Raw genomic sequence first — 5011 nt, 5'->3', positions numbered from 1 at the left:
AACAATCAGGGCCAGCTCGTGACCGCAGCCGGCGACCCCGTGATCGGCACCAGCGGCCCGATCGTATTCCAGCCGACAGACCATGACATCAGCATTGCCGCCGACGGCAACATCACCGTTCTCGAAGGCCTCAATCGGATTGATTCAGTCCGCGGCAAGTTGCGGGTGGTCAGTTTCGGCGACGCGCAAAAACTTCTGAAGGATGGCTCGAACCTGTATTCGGCAGGCACCGCCGCGCCCCAGCCAGATACCGCCTCCAAGATCCGGCAGGGCTTCATCGAAAAATCCAACGTCAACTCGGTCACGGAAATGAGCCGCATGATCGAGGTGACGCGCACCTACACGCAAATAGCGACGCTGCTGCAGCAGCAGAGCGATCTGCACAAATCCGCGATCGAGAAACTTGCCGACGTTCCTGCGTAGCGCTCATTCATTTGAATGAGCCCGTCCGTAATTCTTAGGGGATTAAACCATGCGCGCTCTCTACACCGCAGCGACCGGGATGGCGGCCCAGGAACTGAACGTTCAGGTGATCTCCAACAACATCGCCAACTTGCGCACGACCGGATTCAAAAAGCAGCGCGCCGCCTTTCAGGACCTGATCTATGACCATGTGCGCCGGGTGGGCGCGCAGGCGTCCGACCAGGGCACGATCCTGCCGGTGGGCGTCGATATAGGTGGCGGCGTCAAGACAGTCGGCACGCCGCGGTTGATGACTCAGGGAACGCTCTCGATGACGGGGAACGATCTCGATATCGCGATCCGCGGCGAAGGCTTCTTCAAGATCCAGATGCCGGACGGCACCTTCACGTATACGCGCGACGGCTCATTCCAGATGGACGCGCAGGGCCGGATTGTGAACGCCCAAGGCAATCCGGTGCAACCGACGATCACGATCCCGCAGAATTCCACCGGAATTACCATCAACGCTCAGGGGCAGGTCACGGTGGTGCTGCCGGGATCCTCCACACCGAGCAACATCGGACAGATCGGCCTGACGCGATTCATCAACAAGGCAGGCTTGCAGCCGATCGGCGACAATCTGTTCACGGAAACACCGGCATCCGGCGCTCCGCAGGATGGCATCGCCAACACCGACGGCTTTGGCGACATGCAGCAGAGCAACCTCGAGCAGGCCAATGTCGAGGTCGTGTCCGAGATTTCCGATCTCATCGCGGCCCAGCGCGCTTATGAAATGAATGCCAAGGTGATCAGCGCAGCCGACCAGATGTTGCAGTCCACTGCCGCGCTGTTCCGATAAGGGGAGCTGATGATGAACATGCGCTCTCTCATCCTCGCGACCACCCTGCTCGCCATTCAAACTACCGCAGGCTTCGCTCAAAGCAGCGGAGACACAATCGCCCGGCCCGTGCTTCGCGCCAACGTCACGGTCTCGGGCGAACTGGTGCGGATTGGCGATTTGATCGAAAACGCCGGTACGGCGGGGCAGATCGCGATTTATCGTGCGCCCGATCTCGGCACCACCGGTAACCTTCCCACGGAGCAGGTGCTGTCCGTGTTGCGGGCGCACCAGGTGATCGGGGTCGATGCGGGGGACCTGCGGGAAATTTCGGTCACTCGGCTGGCCCGCACGCTAGAGGCCAAGGACATAGAAATGCAGGTCGCCCGCGCCCTGGAACACCGCGGTGGACTGGGCGATGCCGCGAACCTCAGCCTGACGTTTGACCGCGACCTGCAGGATGTGAGGCTGGAGGTTTCCAACACGGGTGCGATGGAACCGATATCGGTGCGCTACGACCCGCGCCACGGACGCTTCGACGTGACCTTCGAGATCGCAAACGAGCGCGTCGGCACACCGATGCGGCTACGATTCACCGGCACCGCCATTGAAACCGTCGAGGCCGCCGTACTGGCGCGCAATGTCGAGCGCAACGAGTTGATAAAATTATCCGACCTCGTGGTCGAGCGACGCCCCAAGGCTGAACTTGGCGGCGACACCGCAACCCGCGACCGTGCAATCGGGATGCAGGTGCGACGGCAGCTCCGCGCAGGGCAGCCGTTGAAGATTGCCGATCTCGTCAAGCCCGATCTGGTGCAGCGTGACCAGACCGTCACCTTGATCTACGAAGCCACGGGCCTGTACCTCACCATCCGCGGCAAGGCGCTCGACAGTGGGACCGAAGGCGACGTCGTGAGCGTGCTCAACCTGCAATCGAAGCGAACCGTGACGGGCACCGTTATCGGTCGCGGCCAGGTCGCGATATCGGTCGCAACGCCCCGCCCTGCTGCCGTGGCCGAAGCCACATCCTTGCCAGAACGAGACCAAACGGCTGCCCCGGTCGCGCTCGCTGCAACCAACAATTCGTCAGCCGCTCTCAAAACCGAGTAACTGTTCATGTCAATCATCGCTAACCGCATCCTTCTTATCAGCGCCTCGCTGCTCATCCTCAGCGTCGCGAGCGGATGCTCGTCAATAGACCGGCTGTCGCAGATCGGCGAACAGCCGAAACTGGCGGCGATCGAAAACCCGACCGCACAGCCTGGCTACAAGCCGGTGCAGATGCCGATGCCCAAACCTGAGACAGTGTCCTACAACGCCAACTCGCTATGGCGAAACGGCAGTCGGGCCTTCTTCAAGGATCAGCGCGCCGCCCGTGTGGGCGACCTGCTCACCGTTACCGTGAACATCACCGACAAGGCCAACATCGCCAACGAGACGCAGCGCAGCCGCACCAGCAAGGAGGATTCCGGAATTACGGATTTCGTCGGCTCCAAAACACTCGGCGCGCAGGCGCAGAAGGTGCTTCCCGGCCGGCTGCTGACCGCGGACTCGACGGCCTCGAGCGATGGCAAGGGTTCGGTCAACCGCCAGGAAGCGCTGCAGACCAACGTCGCCGCCGTCGTCACGCAAGTGCTGCCGAACGGCAATCTGGTGGTCGAGGGCAAGCAGGAAATCCGGGTCAATTATGAAATTCGCGAATTGATCGTTGCGGGCATTGTGCGGCCTGAGGACATCCAGAGTGACAACACCATCGACTCCAGCAAGATCGCACAGGCGCGCATCGCCTATGGTGGCCGCGGCCAGATTACCGACGTGCAGCAGCCCCGCTACGGGCAGCAGGTCATGGACGTGCTGCTGCCATTCTAGCAATGACTTTTCCGTCCCTTTTCAGAAGAAGGGTGAGCAAGAGGCATCCGCCGAAGCGCTGAACGTTTGACAGAGCTCCCACATCCCATCGTGAACCTAGGCGCGATGCGATGTAATACGCGGCCTCCGGTAGCTCCCTGCCGGAGGCTGCGGTGTTTTTGGAGGCTTTGCGGATTTAGTAATGCGCACCGTGACATACACGGGCGCGCTAAGCCAAATCGTCACCTGGCTCACTTGGCTTGGACCCGCTGTCCGCCTTTTCAGCGAGCGTCTCAGCGTCGTGAAACTCCCGCTCCGCCTGGAACCAGAACTCTTCATCCCTACCAGACGGTCGGCCGTTCTCTTCCCAGATTTCTCGCGCGCGCCTTCGGATCCTGTTCTCGGTGGGTTTTGCCAAAACACTGGCGCGCCGTTGCAGCTTTTCGGAAAGCGCGGCTATGCGCTGCGCCGTTTCCCCATCGCTTATCCAGCGCGTGAAACTCCGGTATTTTCTTGCCTTGGCCAGAACGCCGCTGACGAGTTGCTTGCGGTCCATTCACGTTAACGAGCCGAGGTTGCAAATGGTTCATTCGGCTGAGAGGCTCTGCTTTGAGCGCCCCCTTCTCCGCTCGATCCTCCTGAGGACGACCCCTTGGCCCTCATGGCGAGGAGGCGCGCTTGCGCCCCGTCTCGAACATGAGAACCGATGCTGGCCTCATCCTTCGACACGCGGCGAAAAGGCCGCCGTCAGGATGAGGATCGTGCGGCGGGCAAAACCATTCGCATACGAACGCGCCTTCCCTTGTTCCAGTATCGGAACATCATACCCGTGAGCCGGGGATCGTTCAGGAGGAGCGTGCGAGTTCAGTTGACGTGAGCTGATTGACGGAAAAGTATGACGATAGCCGGGGGTGGGACCATGCAGTTGTCGGGGTTGTTGCTATTGGCATGCTTTGCAGTGGGCCTCACAGCCTGCTCCGAAGAGCAGCCGGCATACAACGAGCAACAACGTGTGTGCATTTCGCAGCGCTATAACAACTACGATCCCAAGCAACTCAAGCAGTGCCTGGACGTCTGTAAAAACTGCCTGAACGGAAGCGTGGTCACCTGCAACACCTCGTGCAAACTCAAAGGCGCGACCTGATCGTCGACGTGATCAAAGCCAGTGCATGCGAGCAATCGTGTATGCCGCGCTGATGTCTGTGAAGCCCTATCCGCGATCAAGCCGCGCGGGCAGTCACGAAAAACAACTCAGGCGAACGCCGCGCTGACGCTGCCCAGCCCCTGCAAGTCCATGGTCACCGTGTCGCCGGGCCTGAGCCATACGGTTTTGACCAGGCTGCCGGTCAGCACGATCTCGCCGGCACCGAGATGCTTGCCGCTCGCGGCAAGACGATTGGCGAGCCAGGCGAGTGCATTGAGGGGATGGCCAAGCACGTCGGCCCCGGTGCCCTGCCCGGCCTCGACGCCGCTGATCAGCGCGCGGCCGACTATCGCAAGCAGGTCGGGGGCAGCCGATCGCGCTACCGGCTTGCCAAGCACGCAACCGGCGGCAAAAAAATCGTCCGCGACCAAGGTCGGCAAGCCAAGGCTCTGCCACTCCTGATATCGATCATCGACGATCTCGATCGCCGGCAGATAAGTCTCGACAGCATGACCGATGGTGTCCGCCGTGAACGGCGCTTGGGAGGGCGCGAGGTCGCGCCCGAGCCGGACAGCAATTTCGCATTCGACGCCGACGCGGACGAAATCACCAGATGCGAGCGACACGCCAGAGGCGTAGACGCCTTTGGCGAACACTCCGCCATAACAAGGATGCGGGATTGCGAGATATTGCTGCATAACCGGGCTGGTGCAGCCAATCTTATAGCCGACGCGAACGCCGCAATCGGGCGTCAGAAATCCGTGCAGCGCCTCCTGGAC

At 61.1% G+C, this 5011-nt stretch carries 7 protein-coding genes; 5 read left to right on the top strand and 2 right to left on the bottom strand.

All coding sequences use genetic code 11. From position 1 onward, the window contains the following. From VJV58_RS21360 to flgH, 4 genes are all read left to right on the top strand, one after another. On the top strand, positions 1–423 hold a 423-nt coding region (locus tag VJV58_RS21360), incomplete at its 5' end, for a flagellar basal body rod C-terminal domain-containing protein (protein ID WP_324139356.1). A 49-nt stretch (positions 424–472) separates the two neighbouring features. Beyond that, positions 473–1261, top strand: a complete 789-nt coding sequence (gene flgG / locus VJV58_RS21355; protein ID WP_324139355.1) for a flagellar basal-body rod protein FlgG — start codon at positions 473–475, stop codon at positions 1259–1261. A 12-nt stretch (positions 1262–1273) separates the two neighbouring features. Then, positions 1274–2350: a flagellar basal body P-ring formation chaperone FlgA gene (gene flgA, locus VJV58_RS21350; RefSeq protein ID WP_324139354.1), complete on the top strand. Its 1077-nt coding sequence runs from the start codon at positions 1274–1276 to the stop codon at positions 2348–2350. A 6-nt stretch (positions 2351–2356) separates the two neighbouring features. Then, complete coding sequence (flgH, locus tag VJV58_RS21345; RefSeq protein ID WP_324139353.1) at positions 2357–3109, top strand: flagellar basal body L-ring protein FlgH; 753 nt, start codon at positions 2357–2359, stop codon at positions 3107–3109. A gap of 208 nt (positions 3110–3317) precedes the next feature. Here flgH and VJV58_RS21340 read toward each other — a convergent pair whose 3' ends face one another. Further along, positions 3318–3644 carry a DUF2934 domain-containing protein gene (locus VJV58_RS21340; protein WP_324139352.1) on the bottom strand — a complete coding sequence of 109 codons (327 nt, stop codon included), beginning with the start codon at positions 3642–3644 and terminating at the stop codon, positions 3318–3320. Positions 3645–4007: 363 nt separating this feature from the next. Between VJV58_RS21340 and VJV58_RS21335 the strand changes: the two genes are divergently transcribed. Continuing rightward, complete coding sequence (locus VJV58_RS21335) at positions 4008–4232, top strand: hypothetical protein (RefSeq protein WP_324139351.1); 225 nt, start codon at positions 4008–4010, stop codon at positions 4230–4232. 107 nt (positions 4233–4339) lie between these two features. On the opposite strand, the gene VJV58_RS21330 is transcribed toward VJV58_RS21335, so the two are convergent. Then, a partial coding sequence (locus VJV58_RS21330) for a 2-keto-4-pentenoate hydratase (RefSeq protein WP_324139350.1) occupies positions 4340–5011 on the bottom strand: 672 nt, incomplete at its 5' end.

The sequence above is a fragment of the Bradyrhizobium sp. genome (assembly GCF_035273305.1).
GTDB lineage: Bacteria > Pseudomonadota > Alphaproteobacteria > Rhizobiales > Xanthobacteraceae > Bradyrhizobium.
This window is presented reverse-complemented; position numbering and strand designations above follow the sequence as displayed.

What these genes read in the sequence shown, in the direction of transcription:
- flgH (WP_324139353.1), top strand. Translation starts at nt 2,357, where the DNA reads ATGTCAATCATCGCTAACCGCATCCTTCTTATCAGCGCCTCGCTGCTC.
- flgG (WP_324139355.1), top strand. Translation starts at nt 473, where the DNA reads ATGCGCGCTCTCTACACCGCAGCGACCGGGATGGCGGCCCAGGAACTG.
- flgA (WP_324139354.1), top strand. Translation starts at nt 1,274, where the DNA reads ATGAACATGCGCTCTCTCATCCTCGCGACCACCCTGCTCGCCATTCAA.
- VJV58_RS21335 (WP_324139351.1), top strand. Translation starts at nt 4,008, where the DNA reads ATGCAGTTGTCGGGGTTGTTGCTATTGGCATGCTTTGCAGTGGGCCTC.
- VJV58_RS21340 (WP_324139352.1), bottom strand. Translation starts at nt 3,644, where the DNA reads ATGGACCGCAAGCAACTCGTCAGCGGCGTTCTGGCCAAGGCAAGAAAA.